The 18,593-nt window shown below is 41.8% G+C and carries 19 protein-coding genes; 1 reads left to right on the top strand and 18 read right to left on the bottom strand.

Annotation, left to right across the window (positions count from 1 at the left end):
• Nucleotides 1–76: 76 nt before the first annotated feature.
• From topA to mtaB, 14 genes are all read right to left on the bottom strand, one after another.
• The gene (topA, locus tag RHS_RS06445; RefSeq protein WP_027297021.1) at nt 77–2,164 is read right to left on the bottom strand and encodes a type I DNA topoisomerase; all 2,088 of its coding nucleotides are present in this window, start codon (nt 2,162–2,164) and stop codon (nt 77–79) included.
• A 24-nt stretch (nt 2,165–2,188) separates the two neighbouring features.
• A complete protein-coding gene (gene dprA / locus RHS_RS06440; protein WP_044294086.1) occupies nt 2,189–3,271 on the bottom strand; it encodes a DNA-processing protein DprA in 1,083 nt (360 codons plus the stop codon).
• Nucleotides 3,272–3,277: 6 nt separating this feature from the next.
• Nucleotides 3,278–4,813: a YifB family Mg chelatase-like AAA ATPase gene (locus RHS_RS06435; protein WP_330373675.1), complete on the bottom strand. Its 1,536-nt coding sequence runs from the start codon at nt 4,811–4,813 to the stop codon at nt 3,278–3,280.
• Nucleotides 4,814–5,002: 189 nt separating this feature from the next.
• A complete protein-coding gene (locus RHS_RS30345; protein WP_395021558.1) occupies nt 5,003–5,587 on the bottom strand; it encodes a 4'-phosphopantetheinyl transferase family protein in 585 nt (194 codons plus the stop codon).
• 125 nt (nt 5,588–5,712) lie between these two features.
• On the bottom strand, nt 5,713–6,330 hold the full coding sequence (gene sigK, locus RHS_RS06425; RefSeq protein ID WP_027297018.1) for an RNA polymerase sporulation sigma factor SigK: 618 nt from the start codon (nt 6,328–6,330) through the stop codon (nt 5,713–5,715).
• A gap of 83 nt (nt 6,331–6,413) precedes the next feature.
• Nucleotides 6,414–7,637: a U32 family peptidase gene (locus tag RHS_RS06420; RefSeq protein WP_027297017.1), complete on the bottom strand. Its 1,224-nt coding sequence runs from the start codon at nt 7,635–7,637 to the stop codon at nt 6,414–6,416.
• Between the two features lie 243 nt (nt 7,638–7,880).
• Complete coding sequence (locus RHS_RS06415; protein ID WP_027297016.1) at nt 7,881–8,531, bottom strand: O-methyltransferase; 651 nt, start codon at nt 8,529–8,531, stop codon at nt 7,881–7,883.
• 12 nt (nt 8,532–8,543) lie between these two features.
• A complete protein-coding gene (locus tag RHS_RS06410; RefSeq protein WP_047832765.1) occupies nt 8,544–8,927 on the bottom strand; it encodes an endolytic transglycosylase MltG in 384 nt (127 codons plus the stop codon).
• A gap of 85 nt (nt 8,928–9,012) precedes the next feature.
• Complete coding sequence (locus RHS_RS06405) at nt 9,013–9,369, bottom strand: YlbF family regulator (protein WP_027297015.1); 357 nt, start codon at nt 9,367–9,369, stop codon at nt 9,013–9,015.
• Nucleotides 9,370–9,381: 12 nt separating this feature from the next.
• Nucleotides 9,382–11,046, bottom strand: a complete 1,665-nt coding sequence (locus tag RHS_RS06400) for a ribonuclease J (RefSeq protein ID WP_027297014.1) — start codon at nt 11,044–11,046, stop codon at nt 9,382–9,384.
• 75 nt (nt 11,047–11,121) lie between these two features.
• The gene (locus RHS_RS06395; protein ID WP_027297013.1) at nt 11,122–11,388 is read right to left on the bottom strand and encodes a DUF1292 domain-containing protein; all 267 of its coding nucleotides are present in this window, start codon (nt 11,386–11,388) and stop codon (nt 11,122–11,124) included.
• A gap of 2 nt (nt 11,389–11,390) precedes the next feature.
• Nucleotides 11,391–11,822: a Holliday junction resolvase RuvX gene (ruvX, locus tag RHS_RS06390; RefSeq protein ID WP_027297012.1), complete on the bottom strand. Its 432-nt coding sequence runs from the start codon at nt 11,820–11,822 to the stop codon at nt 11,391–11,393.
• 7 nt (nt 11,823–11,829) lie between these two features.
• Nucleotides 11,830–12,093 (bottom strand): IreB family regulatory phosphoprotein, encoded by a 264-nt coding sequence (locus RHS_RS06385; protein WP_027297011.1) that lies wholly within the window; start codon nt 12,091–12,093, stop codon nt 11,830–11,832.
• 113 nt (nt 12,094–12,206) lie between these two features.
• On the bottom strand, nt 12,207–13,514 hold the full coding sequence (gene mtaB, locus RHS_RS06380) for a tRNA (N(6)-L-threonylcarbamoyladenosine(37)-C(2))-methylthiotransferase MtaB (protein WP_047832671.1): 1,308 nt from the start codon (nt 13,512–13,514) through the stop codon (nt 12,207–12,209).
• Nucleotides 13,515–13,717: 203 nt separating this feature from the next.
• Here mtaB and RHS_RS06375 point away from each other — a divergent pair, with 203 nt between their 5' ends.
• The gene (locus RHS_RS06375; protein WP_027297009.1) at nt 13,718–13,948 is read left to right on the top strand and encodes an HPr family phosphocarrier protein; all 231 of its coding nucleotides are present in this window, start codon (nt 13,718–13,720) and stop codon (nt 13,946–13,948) included.
• A 172-nt stretch (nt 13,949–14,120) separates the two neighbouring features.
• On the opposite strand, the gene thiI is transcribed toward RHS_RS06375, so the two are convergent.
• The 4 genes from thiI to prmA all read right to left on the bottom strand — a co-directional run bounded on the left by thiI (nt 14,121) and on the right by prmA (nt 18,274).
• A complete protein-coding gene (thiI, locus tag RHS_RS06370; RefSeq protein WP_027297008.1) occupies nt 14,121–15,299 on the bottom strand; it encodes a tRNA uracil 4-sulfurtransferase ThiI in 1,179 nt (392 codons plus the stop codon).
• Nucleotides 15,300–15,408: 109 nt separating this feature from the next.
• On the bottom strand, nt 15,409–16,566 hold the full coding sequence (locus RHS_RS06365; RefSeq protein ID WP_044294097.1) for a cysteine desulfurase family protein: 1,158 nt from the start codon (nt 16,564–16,566) through the stop codon (nt 15,409–15,411).
• Between the two features lie 5 nt (nt 16,567–16,571).
• Nucleotides 16,572–17,312 carry a 16S rRNA (uracil(1498)-N(3))-methyltransferase gene (locus RHS_RS06360; RefSeq protein WP_047832670.1) on the bottom strand — a complete coding sequence of 247 codons (741 nt, stop codon included), beginning with the start codon at nt 17,310–17,312 and terminating at the stop codon, nt 16,572–16,574.
• An 8-nt stretch (nt 17,313–17,320) separates the two neighbouring features.
• Nucleotides 17,321–18,274, bottom strand: a complete 954-nt coding sequence (prmA, locus tag RHS_RS06355) for a 50S ribosomal protein L11 methyltransferase (RefSeq protein WP_027297005.1) — start codon at nt 18,272–18,274, stop codon at nt 17,321–17,323.
• Nucleotides 18,275–18,593: the final 319 nt, after the last annotated feature.

Genomic DNA, 18,593 nt, shown 5'->3' with positions numbered 1-18,593 from the left:
CAATTATTTTTCACAACAACTGCAAATAATTCAGACGATAGAAAAAGAATGCCCTGTTTTCAAGAGCATCCTTTTTCTATTTTGCCTCATTTTGTTTCGATTTATCCTCAACATATCCGCACTGTTCATCTGCGCAGACCAGTTTATTTCCTTTTTCAAGCATTACACCGCCGCAATTCGGACACTTTTCTTTGGAAGGTTTCTGCCAGGACATGAAATCACATTCCGGATTATCTTCACATCCGAAGTATTTTCTTCCCTTTTTCGTTTTACGAAGAACGACTTCTTTTCCACATTTCGGACAGGCCACGCCAATCTTCTCCAGATATGGTTTGGTATTTCTGCAGTCAGGGAATCCCGGGCATGCCAGAAATCTTCCATGAGGTCCATATTTAACAACCATGTTGCGCCCGCATTCCTCACAAATTACATCAGTTACTTCATCTTCGATCTTAACCTGCTCTAATTCCTTCTCTGCTGCTTCTACTGCCATTTCCAGATCAGGATAAAAATTGCTGACAACTGTTTTCCAATTTACAACCCCTTCCTCCACTTTATCCAAAAGAGATTCCAGATTTGCCGTAAAGTTTACATCAACGATACTTGGGAATGCCTGCTTCATCATATTGTTCACGACTTCGCCAAGCTCCGTCATGTACAGATTCTTGTTCTCCTTAGCAACATACCGGCGTCCCAATATGGTGGTAATGGTTGGCGCATAGGTACTTGGACGTCCAATACCCAGCTCTTCTAAGGATTTAACAAGGGTTGCCTCTGTATAATGTGCAGGAGGCTGTGTAAAATGCTGTTTATAATCAAATTCTTTTAAAGATAACTGCGAATCTTTGGAAATCCCTTTCAGAAGGACATTTCCGCCAGTTTCTTCTTCATCACTGTCTGTGTAAACTGCCAGGAAACCATCAAATAACAGCTTAGATGCCGCTACGGTAAAACGGTATTCGCCTGCTGCAATCTTAACGGATGTGGTCTCATAGCGGGCATTCTCCATACGGCTCGCTGCAAAACGTTTCCAGATCAGCTGATAAAGACGATATTGATCTCTTGACAGGGACTCTTTCATGGATATAGGAGTCCTAATAATATCACTGGGACGGATTGCTTCATGGGCATCCTGAATCTTCTTACCGTTTTTCTTCTTTTCCTCTACTATGGAAGAAACATACTCTTTTCCATATTCCTGTTCGATATAACCTCTGGCCTGAGCATCTGCTTCTTCCGAAATACGGGTAGAATCGGTACGCAGATAGGTGATCAGACCTACTGTTCCATTTCCCTGAATCTCAATTCCTTCATAGAGCTGCTGAGCCAGACGCATCGTCTTCTGTGTAGAGAAGTTCAGCACTTTAGATGCTTCCTGCTGCAGGGTACTGGTTGTAAATGGAAGCGGTGCTTTTTTTATACGCTCCCCTTTTTTAATATCCGATACTTCATAGCTTGCATTTTCCAGATCTGACAGAATAATATCCAGTTCCTCTTTGGATGTAATCTGCATTTTTTTCTTGTCTGTGCCATAGAACTTTGCCCGTAAAGGCTTTTTCTCACCCTTTACCGCAAAATCTGCTTCCAGTGTCCAGTACTCTTCCGGAATAAATGCATTGATCTCATCTTCCCTGTCACCAATAATACGCAGTGCAACAGACTGAACCCTTCCGGCACTTAATCCACGTTTTACCTTCGCCCATAAAAGAGGGCTGATGCGGTAACCAACCATACGGTCCAGCATTCTTCTTGCCTGCTGAGCGTCCACCAGGTCCATATCAATATCTCTTGCGCTCTTAAGAGATGTCTTAACAGCGTTTTTTGTTATTTCATTAAATGTAATCCGGTACATCTTATCTTCTTCCAGCTTCAAAGCCTTTGACAGATGCCAGGATATTGCTTCTCCTTCGCGGTCAGGGTCAGTTGCGAGATACACTTTATCCGCTTTCTTGGCAGCTTTTCGAAGTCCTGCCAGGATATCTCCTTTACCACGAATTGTGATGTATTTAGGCTCATAGCCATGTTCTACATCGATTCCCATCTGGCTCTTTGGCAGATCACGGACATGTCCGTTTGATGCCGCCACTTCATAATTTGCCCCCAGGAATTTTTTAATTGTCTTTACTTTAGTAGGAGATTCTACAATCACCAGATATTTCGCCATATATTCCTCCACGAGATAAAACCTCTATATTTTTTCATAAAAATTCTTTGCCGATTCCTTCACCAATCCCTTTAATTGCAGGGATATAAGTACTCCCGTCAGCTCCTTAACCTGTAGATTTGTAGCGTTTAAAATCTGATTCAGGCTTTTAGAGTTGAAATCCAGACAACTATACACCAAATTTTCTTTTGTTTCAAGTGTTATCTTACTTTTTTTGTTTTTACTTTCTTTTTCCCTCTCCTGCCCCAGTTCTTTTAAGAGGTCGTCAACCCCTGTAATAATACCGGCTCCCTGGGCAATCAGAAGATTACTTCCCTTACTTAATTCATCATTCATTCTTCCGGGAACAACATAGACTTCACGCCCCTGTTCCAAAGCACAGTCGGCTGTAATAAGTGAACCGCTTTTTACTTTTGCCTCAACTACAATCACCACATCAGACAGCCCGCTGATGATCCGGTTGCGCATTGGAAAATGAATCGGCAATGGCTGGGTTCCCGGCGGATATTCAGACAGAATACCGCCCTGCCGGGTCAGACGGTCATATAAATCCCGATTTCTTTTTGGATAGCAGATATCCACACCGCTGCCAAGAATCCCAAAACTGCTGCCCCCTGCCTCTAATGCCCCCTGCTGTCCAAATCCATCCACGCCAAGCGCCATACCGCTAATGATCTGAATGCCCCGGGCTGCCAGTTTTTTCCCGATTTCCTCCGCCATCTGTCTGCCATATCCGCTGCAGCGCCTGGCTCCTATAATCGCCGCCGAGTACGTTTTTTCCCGTGGCAGTTTTCCTTTTAAAAAAAGTCCGAAAGGCGGATCCGGAATTTTTTTTAAACGCTCCGGATACGCCGGATGTCCAATGCTGATAAAGTCTATTCCCTTTTTTCTTCTATTATGATATTCTTTGTCAATATCTGTGTTATTTTTAGCCTGAATCAGAACCTTCTTTTCTGTCTCATTTAGAAAAACCAGTCCGTTTATTTCTTTTTCTCTCGCAAAGAACAAGTGCCTGGGATCTCCAAAATAGTCTGTCAAACGACTTATCTGGTTTCTGTATATTCCTTTTATACCACAAATCCAATACCAGTATTCTTCCATTTCCATCTCCTTTCATACCTCCCAAAATTTTTTATCAATACTCCGGTAGCAGATTGCTTCACTTATATGCTCTGCTTTAATAATTTCGGAACCATCCATATCTGCAATGGTTCTGGCTACCTTAATAATCCGGTGATAGGCCCTTGCGCTCAATTCAAACCGTTCAAATGCCAGTTTCATCAATGATGCTTCCTGCTTACCAAGCCGGCAGAACGTCTGAATTCCTCTTTCTGTTAAGTCAGAGTTAAAACGAAAAGGTGTTCCTTCATAACGCGCAAGCTGAACTTTTTGCGCTATCTCAACTCTTTTCCGGATTATTTCGGAACTTTCATTTTTCTTTTTTTGTGCCAGATCCCTGTATGAAACTGCCGGAGCTTCTATGGCGATATCCATCCGGTCCAGCAGCGGTGCACTGATTCTTCCCAGATATTGGCGCACTTCATTTTCTGTACAGGTGCACTTGTTGATATCCGGGTAGTGTCCGCACCGGCAGGGATTCATTGCCGCCGCAAAGAGAAACTTTGCCGGAAAGCGGTAACTGCCTCCCATTCTGTTAATGCATACCTGGTGATCTTCCATAGGCTGGCGCAAAACCTCAAGTGTTTCTTTTTTAAATTCAGGAAGTTCATCCAGAAAGAGAATTCCATTATGTGCTAGGCTGATTTCTCCGGGTTTGGGATTCAATCCGCCTCCGATCAGGGCTTTGGGCGTTATTGTGTGGTGAGGTGACCGATAGGGCCGAAGATGAAGCAGAGGAGATGTGGCAGGAAGAATTCCTGCAACGCTGTAGACCTTTGATATTTCAAGACTTTCCGGCAGTGTTAATGGAGGCAGAATGGTTGGAAGGCGCCTGGCAAGCATAGACTTTCCGGAGCCAGGCGGACCGATCAAAAGCAGATTGTGCATACCCGCTGCTGCTACCTCCGCTGCACGCTTTACTGCCTCCTGACCGTTAATATCACTGAAATCCTCCTTTTGCTGTCCGTATGGCTCCGCAAACAGTGCTTCCACATCCACGTAACCCGGCTCAATTTTGGCAGTCCCATTGAGATAATCCATGGCTTGTCCCAGGTTATCTACACCAATGACACTGATTCCTTTAATGACAGAACCTTCTGTCAGGTTCTTTTTTGGAATGATACATTTGCTAAATCCCATTTTCTGAGCCAGGGATACGATGGATAAAACCCCCGGTATGGCATTTATTTCCCCATTTAAGCTGAGTTCACCCACGACCAGTACATTTGTCATAGTCTTTTGGGAAATAAAGCCGTATGAGCCCAATATGGCGATTGCAACAGGCAAATCAAATCCCGATCCGTTTTTCTTTAAATCAGCCGGTGCCAGATTAACGGTAATCCGTTTGGGAACAATACGAATCCCGGCATTTCGGATGGAAGTCCTCACCCGCTCCTGTGCCTCTTTTACCTGGGATGACAGATATCCCACCATAGTAAACATAGGCAGCCCGTCACTGACATCCGCCTCTACACGGACCAGCCTGCTTTCTACGCCGTAAATAACTGCAGACATAACTGTGCTAAACAATCTGCTACCTCCTTTATTCAATTAGATAAGTTGTTGGAAAATCCTTCAAAAGAATTTTGAAGAAAAGAATGCTGCTCTTGAGCATATTTGAAAACCTAAAGCAGTTTTATCCAGTATACACTGGTTTACATAAAATTGCAAATATTTTTTCAGATATAAATAAAATAAAAATGCAAACGCCAGACCCTGCTAAATATTTTGAAGGTCCGACGCCCCTAACACCCGGATGCCGCATATTTCCTTTTCACTGCACACCGCAATGTTACAATTTTCCATCTGCCGGATCTGAAACCGGCAGCCATATTGAAAAAATGCGTCCCGTGTGCATGCAGAAAAATCCAGACTTCTCAAATCCCTGTTGATACCGGTTCCCTGCTGTTTTAGATAACTTTCTTTCGATACCCAGATCCTGCCAAAAATACGGTTTTTTTCTTCATCCGGTACATGACCAAACAGCTTCCATTCATTTTCATGACTGATCCGTTTTACGATATTTTCTTTATACACCAGCAGTTTTTCTATATCCACGCCTATCTCTTTCTCATGGATACCGCACACTATCCCATTCTGACAATGGCTTACATTAAAGTGGATACGGGGATAATCAGGAAGGTATGGCTTCCCATGCTCTCTTTTTCCAATATCGGGAAGCTTATCTATTCCATATTCATCTCTCAATCCAAATGCCAGCAGCTGATATCCGATTTTACTCTGCTGCTGCCGTTTTTCTTTTCCTGTTGCGGCAAGTATTTCCTCCGAAAACAAATATAGCATAATCCTCATCTTCCTCTCTGGTTCATTTTCAGCTGCCTGATGCCGTCCCATACAGCTGCCTTTTTGGCATTATAGCACAATTCCTGCTTCTTGCATATATCTGGATAAAGGCTTTCATTTTTATATCAGAAGCCTTCCCGCAATTTTTTTAAAGCATTTTTTTCAATCCTGGAAACGTAAGACCTGGATATGCCGAGGGCTTTTGCGATCTCCCGCTGTGTTGTCTCTTTTGCACCAAAGAGCCCATACCGGAGAGCCAGTACTTTTTGTTCTCTGTCATTCAAATATACTTTGAAGATTTCATACAATTTTTTTGTATTTTCTTCTAACTCCATGGTTTCAATCACATCCACATTATTGCTTTCAATAATGTCCAGAAGGCTGATTTCATTTCCCTCTTTGTCCATTCCGATTGGCTCGTAGAGAGAGACTTCCTTGGAAGTTTTTTTACGCATCCTTAGCATCATGAGGAGTTCATTTTCAATACACCTGGCGGCATAAGTGGCTAAACGATTGTTTTTACTATGATCGAAGGTAGTCACTGCTTTTATAAGGCCAATGGTTCCTATGGAAATCAGATCTTCCGAATCTTCTTCCGGCCTTTGATATTTTTTGGCGACGTGGGCTACCAATCTCAGGTTACGTTCGATTAGAATCCTCTTTGCGTCCAGGTCGCCCTCCTTGTATTTTTGAAGAAACAGCTTTTCTTCTTCGGCAGTAAGCGGCTTGGGAAATGTCTTCAAAAAAAGCACCTCAAAGCGGATTTATAACATTGTATGTTACAAATCTCTTATTAGTGCCTTTCCCATTTATTTTTGGTTGTCCTTTATTCTGCTCTTCTTAAAATATCATACGGATCCATGGCTGTCCCAAGGTCAATCCAGAGTACCTGCTTCGGGTGGGGTGCGCTTTCCTGGGGATTTCCATCCTCATCCAGAATCTGTTTCACCGTTACGTTCAGGTTGTCTCCGTTTGGTTTCATAACTTCAATTTCTTCGCCAACCGAAAATTTATTGCGCTGTTCTATTCTGTACAGCCCGTCTGCATTGCATTCGCCTACTATTCCAAGATAGGTATATTCTTTCATGTAGGTATTGCTGTCATAAATCTGCGTCGTTTCGTCCGGTTTTCCAAAGAAAAATCCCGTTGTAAACTGCCGGTATGTGCAATTGGAAATCTGCTCTTTATACCATGGCATATTCTGTTCATAGCGTTTCGGATCAATGGCATAATCATCAATTGCTTTGCGGTATGTCCTGGCAACGGTTGCCACGTAAAGGGCCGTTTTCATTCTTCCTTCAATTTTGAAACTGTCTATGCCCGATTCCATCAATTCCGGCACATGCTCAATCATACAGAGATCCTTGGAATTAAATATATAGGTTCCCCGTTCATTTTCATAAACAGGCATGTATTCTCCGGGCCTTGTCTCTTCCACAATAGAATATTTCCATCGGCATGGATGCGTGCAGGCCCCCCGGTTGGCATCCCTGCCGGTAAAATAATTGCTCAGAAGGCATCTTCCGGAATAAGAAATACACATGGCACCATGTACAAAAGTTTCGATTTCCATCTCTTCCGGTATATGCGCTCTGATTTCCCTGATTTCCTCCAAAGATAATTCTCTGGCTGTCACTACACGCTTTGCCCCCAGCTCATGCCAGAAGAGGTAGGTTGCGTAATTCGTATTGTTTGCCTGGGTACTGATATGGCGTTCGATTTCCGGGCATACTCTTTTTGCGATCATAAAAACTCCTGGGTCCGCAATAATCAGGGCATCCGGACCAATTTGCCGCAGTTCCTTAAAATACTCCTCTACCCCGTCTAAATCAAGGTTATGGGCAAGAATATTAGCCGTCACGTATACTTTAACGCCATACTGATGCGCGAATGCAATTCCGGCCTTCATATCTTCCATAGAAAAATTCTTGGCTTTTGCCCTCAGTCCGAATGCTTCTCCGCCGATATATACGGCATCCGCCCCAAATATAACTGCTGTTTTTAATACCTCCAGGCTGCTTGCCGGTATCAGTAATTCTGGTTTTCTCATGTTTATACCCAATTGCATATTGCAGGCTTGCCTGCAATACTGCCACAATAAAACAGGTTGAAAGAATCACTCTGTGGCTTCCTTTCTAAATCATAATTTTCTTTCAACCTTCTATCCTTTCTTTTGCTCTGCATAAACAGGGACGGAAGTTATCCCTCCGTCCCTGATCGTGTTTGATAATTGCTTAAATCAAGATGTACGGTCCAGTTTGTGTAGAGATGTGCCGATTGGTGAAAATATTTTTCAGGCACGCTCTCGCTTTATACTCACCGTCGCCCCGTCTCCAATTGGAATAATTGTCGTCAGAAGCTGTTCGTTATGTTTCAATTCATAGAGGTAGTCTCTCATTCTTTTATAAATCGTCCTGTTCCTGCGTTCTACTGCAAACCGGGACTCTATGATATCACCGTCCTGGAGGACATTGTCCGATACCAGTATGCCTCCCGTTCCCAGAAGCCTTAATACTTCCGGCAGGAAATGAATATACTGCCCCTTAGCAGCATCCATAAAAATAAAGTCGAAGCTGCCCTGCAGCTCTTTTAAAATTTCCATGGCATCCCCCTCTAAAAGGGTAATCCGGTCTTCCCGACCTGCTTTTTTGAAATTTTCCCGTGCAATGGGAATCCTTTTTTCATATTTTTCAATGGTTGTAATATGACAGTCTTCACCTGTATATTCACTCATCAGCAGAGTAGAAAAACCCACTGCTGTCCCAACCTCCAGAATCTTCTTCGGACGGTGGACCGTCAGAAGTACTTTTAAAAAGCTCTGCATCTCCCGGCGGATAATCGGCACATAATCTTCACATGCCTGTCTCTCCAATTCATCTAAAAAAGGCGTATTTCCCACATCCAGAGAGTTGATATAGGTTACCATTCTTTCATCTACAATCACTGCTGTTCCATCCTATTCTTCCGTCTGTGCTTCTGTTTCCTGAGCCAGCTCTTCCAGCATCTCATCCGCATCCTGCGCCGTCGTCAGAATATAGTTACCTTTTTTTAATTTACCACTGTACTTTGACAATTTTTCCTGTACCCAGAAAACTTTTGCATCTTTTATCAGTCCTTTGTTTTCCAACAGTTCACCGATCTCCATAACTGACATATCATCTGTTATGGTAACCGCCACTTCTTTCCCGGGAGGATCTGATACCGTCTCCCCTGCAAAGACCTGAAAACCAAAATCGTAAGCATGTCTGCCAAAGACAAATAGCGCATATACAATTAAAATAAGGATTACCATTTTTACACAGGTCATCGTTATGGATAACACTACTTTTTTGGCATTCATATATATCCTCCTGAACAGCACAAGCCAGCTTGCGCTATTCCTTAATTAGTAATTTGAAAGCGGTCTTCTTTCAAACTACGGCCTCCTATAAGTTGAGCTCACCGGCAAAGTCGTCTATGTCCATTTCAATCACATTCATTATATCCTGATCGATCTTCTGGAGCATCTTACAGACACGCAGCTCTGACTTTAGATAGTCCTCCACCAGAGGATTTTTCCGAAACTCCGCATAATCTTTCTGAATCTTCTGAAGCTCCTGAAACAGATCTTTATCTTCTTTCAAACTCTGCATTTCAAAATTCTTCTTACGAAATTCATCAATTTGTGCCTTTAATTCCGGGTTATCTTTCAGTCTGATTTTCGCCTTCTCAAAGTCTCTGTACGCCGTACATTCCTGCACCGCTTCCACCAGAGCTTCTAAGCACGCTGTCACCTTGTCCATTTCTATCAATCCTTATACTTCCATAATAATTGGCAATATCATCGGGTTACGCTTTGTCTTTTTCCAGAGATAATCACTCAGTGAATCTTTGATTGAGCTTTTAATTTTGCCCCAGTCCGTAATATTCTTATCCGAACAATGGTCTAAAGATTCCTCTACTACCCGCCTTGCCTCTTCCATAAGAATCTCTGACTCTCTGACATATACAAATCCCCTGGAAACAATATCGGGACCCGCAAGCAGCTGGTTACTGTATTTTTCAAGCGTCAGTACCACAATCAGAATTCCGTCTTCCGCAAGGTGCTGTCTGTCACGAAGAACAATGTTCCCCACGTCACCTACACCAAGTCCGTCTACCAGAATTGCTCCTGTCTGTACCTTATCAACTACTTTTGCCTGTTTGTCGTCCAGTTCCAATACATCTCCGGAAGATAAAATAAAAATGTTCTCTTTAGAAATACCAAGATTGCCTGCAATTCCAGCCTGTGCTTTCAAATGGCGGTATTCGCCGTGAACGGGTATTGCATATTTCGGACGTACCAGGGAATAAATCAATTTAATCTCTTCCTGGCAGGCATGTCCGGATACGTGTGCATCCTGGAAAATAACATCAGCACCCTTCATGGATAATTCATTAATAACTTTAGAAACCGCCTTCTCATTTCCCGGAATCGGGTTGGAACTGAAGATAACCGTATCCCCCGGCTTAATGCTGATCTTACGGTGCATGTCGTATGCCATTCTGGACAGCGCAGCCATAGATTCTCCCTGACTTCCGGTAGTAATTAACACCATCTGCTCATCCGGATAATTTTTCATCTGTTCCAGATCAATTAATGTATGTTCCGGTATGCTGATATATCCTAACTCGGAAGCAATGGTGATGATACTTACCATACTTCTTCCTTCTACTACTACTTTTCTTCCGTATTTATATGCCGAATTAATAATCTGCTGAACTCTGTCTACATTCGATGCAAACGTCGCAATAATAATTCTCGTATTTTTATGCTCTGCAAATATATTGTCAAAAGTTTTACCAACTGTCCGTTCAGACATGGTAAAGCCCGGTCTTTCCGCGTTTGTACTGTCACACATCAGGGCCAGAACGCCCTTCTTTCCAATTTCTCCGAATCGCTGTAAATCAATTGCATCTCCAAATACCGGTGTATAATCTACTTTAAAATCTCCTGTATGCACCACGGTTCCTGCTGGTGAATAAATAGCCAGGGCGGAAGCGTCTGCGATACTGTGATTTGTCTTGATAAATTCGATACGAAAAGCTCCCAGGTTAATGGCCTGTCCATGCTTAATCACCTTTCGCTTTGTCGTCTTCAGTAAATTGTGTTCCTTTAATTTGTTATCAATGATTCCAATTGTCAGCTTAGTTGCATAAATCGGAACATTGATCTCCTTAAGAACATATGGAAGAGCACCAATATGATCCTCGTGTCCATGGGTAATCACAAATCCCTTTACTTTCTGAATATTGTTCTTCAGATAAGTGATATCGGGGATTACCAGGTCAATTCCCAGCATGTCGTCTTCCGGAAATGACAATCCGCAATCCACAACAATAATACTGTCTTCAAATTCAAAGGCAGTAATGTTCATTCCGATCTGTTCCAAACCACCGAGCGGAATGATTTTCAATTTTGAGTTATTAATATTTTTCAATCAATTAGACCTCCTTTGCCTACTTGTTTTATTTTTATCTATACTTATATACGCAGCCCATACCTGCATATTTCTTTACAAAGTGATATCAACATCTTCCAGCATCTCACCGAAAATCTTAGATACTGCTTCCAATTCTTCGTCATCTTCTACGATCTCATAAAGTGCTTCCTGTTCTCCGTCTGCTGACAAATCTTTTAATATAAATGCTTCCGCATCTTCTTCCTCATCATCGGATTCGGTAACCAGAATATAATTCATACCATTTATACGTGTTTGTTCCAACACAAAAAACTCTGCAGCCTCTTCTGTGTCTGCAAAAGTAAATTTAATTTTTTCCATTATTATTTTAACCTCATTCCCTCACTGTCTAAATAGCCCTGCAGGATATACACAGCCGCAAGTTGATCCACATACTTTTTACGGTCTTCTCTTCGCACATTGCTTTCCATTAAAGTACGGTTCGCTTCTACGGTTGTAAGCCTTTCATCCCACATGACAACTTCCAGACCTGTCCTTCTCTCCAGCATTTCTTTAAATGCCAAAGACTTTTCAGCCCTGTCACCAATTGTGTTATTCATATTTTTCGGAAAGCCGAGCACCAGCTTTCCAACTTCATATTCCTGTATCAATGTTTCTATTCTTGCCAGGGTCTGACGAAGCTTATTTTCGGACGTTCTTCGTACAATTTCAATCCCCTGGGCGGTAATTCCCAAAGCATCGCTGATAGCCACACCTACTGTTTTGGAGCCAAAGTCCAATCCCATTGTTCTCATAGTGCCGCTACTGCCATGCCTTATTCTTGATATACTCTTTTAATAACTCTTCGACAAGCTCGTCCCGTTCAACTTTCATAATCATGCTTCTGGCATTGTTATGACTGGTGATATATGTTGGATCACCTGACATAATATAGCCTACAATCTGATTCACAGGATTATAGCCTTTTTCAGTCATTGCATTATAAACGGTATCCAGTACGTCCTTTACCCGGATCTCTGCGTCTGAGTTTACGTTAAAATATTGTGTATTACTAATCTTTCCCATTTTATCACGCCCTTAATTAAACTTTACATTCATTCTAATATAAATAAAGGAAAATTACAATCCCATTTTTCAAAAAAGTTTCTCAACTGCTTCTTTTATTCCCGTAAATTTTCCTAATTTTCACATAATAGCAGATGATTTTTCAGTCTTCCCTGCAATCTCTTTTTCATCAGACAATTGGAATAATCAGCATCTGCAGGGCATGCTGCCTTAATATATTCCCGCGTATGTCCTATAAAATAATCTTTTTCTTCCACACTTATTTTTTCTTCAAAAAGAATCTCAGATTCTTTCCCAAAAAAGCTTTCTTCATATGCCGTTTGGTTTTCTTCGTTTAACCGGATCAGTTCCTGGCTGCGGATATTTTTTATATTTTCATCTATCTGGTTTTCCATAACTGCAGCTTTCGTACCCTTACGCCTGGAATATTTAAAGATGTGTGTTTCAAAAAAACGGATTCTTTTTAAGAACTCTTTTGTTGTGTGAAATTCTTCCTCTGTCTCACCCGGAAAACCAACAATTACATCTGTGGTCAGCGCCGGCTGATCAAAATATTTTCGCAAAATTATGCATTTTTCTTCAAATTCTCTGGTATCATAACGTCGGTTCATTCTTTTTAAAGTCTCATCACATCCACTCTGTAAAGACAGGTGGAAATGCGGACAGATCTTTTCCAAAGAGCTTAATTTTTTCGCAAATTCTTCTGTAATAATACGAGGCTCTAAGGACCCCAGACGGATTCTCTGAATTCCCTCTATCTGATGAACCGTTACAATCAGTTCCAATAAGTCTGATCCCAGATCTATACCGTAAGAACTTAAATGAATACCGGTCAGAACCACTTCCTGATATCCTGCTTTTGCAAGATTTGCAACCTCGTTTTTTACATCTTCAGTACCCCTGCTGCGCACTCTGCCTCTGGCATAGGGTATGATACAATAGCTGCAGAACTGGTTGCATCCATCCTGCACCTTTATATATGCCCTGGTGTGCTCCGCCGTTCTGGAAATCGTCAGGTTTTCATACTCTGATGTATGGTTGACATCGATAATTGCTTCTTCTTCATCCTGATTTATTTCATAAGCTTTCAGGATAGAAACCAGATCTTTTTTCTTATTATTTCCAATTACAATATCGATCGCATCGTCTTTTTTCAGTTCTTCTTTCGATGCCTGTACATAACATCCGGCAGCCACTACAATTGCACCCGGATTCATCTTTTTAGCTTTGTGGAGCATCTGTCTGGACTTGCGATCCGCAATATTTGTTACCGTGCATGTATTAATGATATAGATATCGGCTCCCGGCTCAAAGGGAACTATTTTATAATCATTTTCCTGTAAAATCTGCTGCATCGCTTCGGTTTCATATGCATTTACTTTGCATCCCAGATTATGCAGCGCTACTGTTTTTTGATTCATGTTAACACCTTTCTCATAGATATACTTTACAATTGTATGCAATTAAATACTTTTCGTAAATCTTTCGTAAAATCAACAAACAAATTGTACAATTTTATAACTTTTGACGAATAACTCTTCCCAACTTTGTGAGTTTTCGCATTGACTTTTGTTACCACAAAATGTAAGATATAAGAAACAAAAATACAAGGGAGGTTTTTCCAATGAAGACAGTACAGATTTCTTTAAATTCCATCGATAAAGTAAAATCATTTGTAAATGATATTACAAAATTTGATTATGATTTTGATCTCGTATCAGGAAGATACGTAATCGATGCAAAATCTATCATGGGTATCTTCAGTTTAGATTTATCTAAACCGATCGACTTAAATATCCATGCTGAAGATGATGTTGACAGCATTTTAGCTGCATTAAAACCATACATCATCTAATTAATAACATAATATTAAATGGAATGCAAAGGCAAATCGATTTCGATTTGTCTTTTTTTAATTCAAAAACCTTTCTGTTCTTCAAATCTTAGAGCCTGTTTAAAAATGCCTGCACCAGGTACGATTGCCTGATTTTGTGCAACGGATTTTCAAACAGGCTCCGGAATATATGTTATTCCACCCAGATTGTTTCTGTTGTTTCAATTGCAGTTTTCATTAATTCTTCTATCTTCTCTTCCAGACTGACTTCTGAACGTTTGATTATATTAATATTCGGTTTTGTAACCGGATGTTTTGCAACGAAAATGGTACAGCAGTCTTCAAATGGAAGAATGGATGTCTCATATGTCCCGATTTTCAGGGAAACATCGACTATTTCCTGTTTGTCAAAGCCGATTACCGGACGGAAAACCGGAAGGGTACAAACTTCATTAGTGGCTGCAAGGCTCTGCATAGTCTGGCTTGCTACCTGACCGATGCTCTCCCCTGTAATAAGACCAAGACAGCCGGTCTCTTTTGCAAAATGCTCTGCAATACGCATCATATAGCGGCGCATAATAATAGTCAGTTCCTCATGAGGGCACTTGTCATAGATATACAGCTGGATATCTGTAAAGTTTACTACATGCAGATTAATGGGTCCGGAGTACCTGGATACCAGTTTTGCCAGATCTACCACCTTTTGTTTGGCACGTTCGCTTGTATAAGGCGGAGCGTGGAAATATACAGCATCGATCTTTACGCCTCTTTTGGAAATCATATATCCTGCAACCGGACTGTCGATTCCACCGGATAAAAGCAGCATTGCTTTCCCGTTTGTGCCTACCGGCATTCCACCCGGTCCCGGTATGATTTTAGAATAAATATAGATTTTTTCACGAATTTCCACATTCAACAGAATTTCCGGTTTATGCACATCTACTTTCATGCCGTCAAATGCTTCCAGAATCCGTTCACCCAGGTCGCAATTTAATTCCATAGATGTCATCGGATAGTTCTTTCTTGCTCTTCTGGCATTTACTTTAAAGGTCTGATTGTTATCCGGGTGCACCTGTGACATATAATCAATCACATTACTTGCCAGGCTGTCGAACCCATCATCGTCTACCTTAACAACCGGGCAGATTCCTACGATTCCAAAAACCCTCTGCAGTGCTTCCACTGTCTCTTCAAAGTCAAATACGCTCAGGCAGTCCACATAGATTCTTCCCTGTTCCTTATGAACGTAAAACTCACCTTCTACTTCTTTTAACGCATGGCGGATTTGTTTTACCAGTGCGTCTTCAAATAAATAACGGTTCTTACCCTTGATTCCTATTTCTCCGTATTTTATTAAAAATGCTTTAAACATCTTTTCTCCTATCTATCACTTAATATACAGCCTCTGTGTCCCCTGTCACGCCTCTGCTTATGCTTAAGTATGCCTAATTCAAAAGGTGCAGCGGGATGCAAAACAGGCTCTAATGCCTGGAGTATTTCCTCAGAACAGGCACTATTTTATTTAATTCTTCCAGACAATATGCTATCTCTTCATCCGTAGTAAAATGACTGAAGCTAAATCGCACCGTCGTTTCCAGCAGATCTTTTTCCAGACCGATTTCTTTTAACACTGTGCTGATGGGCAGCTTCTTATTAGATGAGCACGCCGACCCCGACGAAACATAGATCTCCTTTTCCTCCAATGCATGAAGCAGCACCTCACTTCGGATTCCACGAAAGCTCACACTTACAATCTGGGGTGCGCCAAACTTACCCTCCCGGCTGTTAACCACCGTATCCGGTATCTCACTTACCCCTTTTATAAACAGATCTTTTATCCGGTACAAATGGCTGATCTTCTCTTCAAAGTCTGTGTAAGCCTCTTTGGCCGCCACACCAAGCCCCGCTATACCAGAGACATTATCGGTACCGGAACGCATTCCTTTTTGCTGACCGCCTCCCAGAATCAGAGGCTTTATCTTCACTTTTTCATTGACATATAAAAAGCCCACGCCTTTGGGTCCATGAATCTTATGTGCACTTACAGACAACATATCAATTCCCATTTTTTTAGGCAGAATACGGTATTTCCCATATGCCTGAATGGCATCCACGTGGAAGAGTATCCCGGGTTTTTTCTTCTTAATCAAAGCGGCTATTTCTTCTATTGGCTGAACCGCTCCCATCTCGTTATTTACATACATGGCGGAAATCAGGATTGTTTCATCACAGACAGCCTCTTCCAGCGCCTGCATATTCAGCTTACCATCACGCCCCACCGGAATGTAGCTTACCCGAAATCCCTGCTCAGCCAGATACTGCATCGGCTGGATCACTGCCGGATGCTCAATTGCCGTAGTGATCACATGCATTCCGGCACGCTTATTCGCCATTGCCGCACCTATGAGAGCCCAATTATTTGATTCTGTTCCGCCAGAAGTAAAGAAAATTTCTTTTTCATTTACTTTCATGGTTTTTGCAATTACATCTCTTGCCTCTTTTATATATTTCTCAGCATTTACACCGCGCAGATGCTTGGAAGAAGGATTCCCATAATCGTCCATCATCGTTTTCACGACTATATCTTTTACACTTTCCAGGCATCTGGTGGTAGCTGAATTATCTAAATATGCTTCCATTATTTCTAGTCCTCCAGAGTAAACATAAGTATTGACAAGACTGTCATACCTGCTGTTTCCGTTCTCAAAATACGCTTTCCCAGTGTAATCGGCACAGCTCCTGCCTCTCTTGCCGCTTCTACTTCCGCTTCATCAAATCCACCTTCCGGACCTATAAAGATTCCAATAGACTGTCCTTTTTGGATATTGCCTATGACATCTTTTGTCTTCTGCATTCCGGATGCCAGTTCATAGGGGATTAGTTTAATATCCAGTTCGTTTGCATAAATGACAGCTTCTTTAAAACTCATCACCTTAGTCACCATCGGAATCACGGAACGTTTGGACTGCTTTGCGGCACTTGTGGATATGCTGTTCCAACGTTTTCTCTTGGACTCTTCCTTTTTCGCATCCAGCTTAACAACCGCGCGTCTGGTTGCCACCGGAATAATCTCGTATGCACCCAGTTCCACTGCCTTCTGTATGATAAGTTCCATTTTATCATTCTTTGGCAGCCCCTGAAAAAGATAAATCTTAGAGGAAAGTTCCATACCGGCTTCTTCCACCCACATGACTTTAGCCCGGACTGCATTTGTGTCATATTCTGTAATTTCACATCGGTATTCCTTATTATCCTGTCCGCTGCTGATACTGATCTGCTCACCGATATTCATCCGCAGTACATTTTTAATATGGTTTACATCGTCACCGTTTATTATAATTTCTTTTTCTCCAATCTGTTCCGGAGATACAAAAAAATGATACATGAACCCACCTAATTCTTTCTGGCCGTTACAGAAACCCACTCGCCCTGGTGTGTCACTTCCACTACTTCCAGACCTGCAGCTTTGACTGCTTCTACAACACATTCTTCTTTATCATCAATGATACCGGATGTAATATAGATACCGCCTTTCTTCATCTGGTGTATAATTACCGGTGTCAGCGGCACCAGCACATCCGCCAGAATGTTAGCCGCCACGATGTCATACTTTTCATAACCCACCTGATCCTGAATATTTTTATCATCGATGATATTACCAATCATAACATCCATTTTCTCAGCTGCAATCTCATTCACTTCCAGATTTTCTTTTGCAGCATTGATGGCACAGGGATCCAGATCCGTTCCCACTGCATGTTTGGCGCCAAGCTTAATGGCAACAATAGATAAAATGCCGCTTCCCGTACCTACATCCAGAATTTCCGTATCTGAATTCACATACTTTTTCAGCTGACGCATACAAAGCTGCGTGGTCTCATGCATACCTGTACCGAACGCCGTACCCGGATCGATATGGATAATCATTTTATCCTCATCTGTTTCCTTTACTTCTTCCCAGGATGGTATAATCAGAATATCATCCACATAGAACTGATGGAAATATTGTTTCCAATTGTTAATCCAGTCCTTATCCTCCGTCTGGCTCTCAACAATTGTACCTTCACCGATATCGATAAAGGTACGAAGTTCTTCCAATTCCCTGCGGACATTTTTCAGCATCTCTTCCTTATCTACATCTTCTTCCAGATAAAAGCTTAAATAAGCAATCCCGTCATCTTCCGGACCATCCGGAAGAATATCCACGAACATCTGCTGTTTATCCGATTCGGTAAGGGGTACTTTATCTTCAATCTCTACCCCTTCTACTCCAACATCAGCTAAAGTAGATATGACAATATCTTCCGCCTCAGTCAGGGTTTTTAACGTAAATTTATTCCATCTCATCTCTATAGATACCTCATTCTTTATTTTAACATTTTGGGACAGAAAATCCCACTATTTGATATCATAGCATAAAAAAAAGAGGAATGCTAGAATTTTATGGGGAGAACTACTTTAAATTTGGGTTTAGCTGGGAAGAGGACGCTTTGTAGATAGATGTAGTGCGCGAAAAGATAAGGGGGCGGACCATGGCAGGCGTTTGGAAGGCTTACCGCAGAACTGGCATTTTCTAACCTTCCCGAAGCGCTTTTTGGCGGCACGCGGGCATTCGCTCCGAAATCCTGATGCATTTCGCAGCTCACTGCCCGCTTAGTATCCGATG

Source organism: Robinsoniella sp. RHS, from assembly GCF_001029355.1.
Lineage (GTDB): Bacteria > Bacillota > Clostridia > Lachnospirales > Lachnospiraceae > Robinsoniella > Robinsoniella peoriensis.
The sequence above is the reverse complement of the archived record's forward strand: the minus strand, read 5'-3'. Positions and strand labels throughout refer to the sequence as shown.